At 68.1% G+C, this 601-nt stretch carries 1 protein-coding gene; it reads right to left on the minus strand.

Features of this window, described 5'->3' with window-relative positions; translation table 11 throughout:
• Positions 1-188: 188 nt before the first annotated feature.
• The coding region (locus tag NN2_RS34030; protein WP_156511556.1) for an AAA family ATPase at positions 189-601 on the minus strand (413 nt) is incomplete at its 5' end.

Consider the following 601-nt stretch of genomic DNA (forward strand, 5'->3'; position numbering starts at 1 on the left):
CGGCAGCCGGCGCGGCATCACCAGCTGCCGAATTCCCGGCATTCGCCTTCTCCAGATGCTGAGTCATGCCACCACCTCTCACGCCTCGATCGCCACACCCTAGCCGACCGCTTCAACAGCCCAGAACACCCACTTTAGTAGGAGTTTTCCCCAAGGCGCACCGGTCCGGCCCGACGCACCCCGTTCGTTCAACCGGTTCCGGAGTCCGATTCATCCACCAACCCGTCCGGGGTCAATTCGAGGCGGCGCGTGATGCCGATCTCATCGAGGAAGCGCGGGTCGTGGCTGACTACGATCAGCGCACCCTCGAAGCTGGTCAGCGCCTCGGCGAGGTGGCGGAGACTGGGCAGGTCGAGGTTGTTGGTGGGCTCGTCGAGCAGCAGCAGTTTCGGCGCCGGTTCGGCGAGCAGCAGCATCGCCAGCGCGGCCCGCAACCGCTCGCCGCCCGACAGCGCCCCGGCCGCGACATCGGCGTCGGCGCCGCGGAACAGGAACCGCGCCAGTTGTGCGCGGATCTGCTCGGCGCCGGCGTGTGGCGCCGCCGCGGAGACGTTGTCGAAGACCGACAGCCGCTCGTCGAAGATGTCGAGTCGCTGCGGCA

Source organism: Nocardia nova NBRC 15556, assembly GCF_001613005.1.
Taxonomy (GTDB): domain Bacteria; phylum Actinomycetota; class Actinomycetes; order Mycobacteriales; family Mycobacteriaceae; genus Nocardia; species Nocardia nova.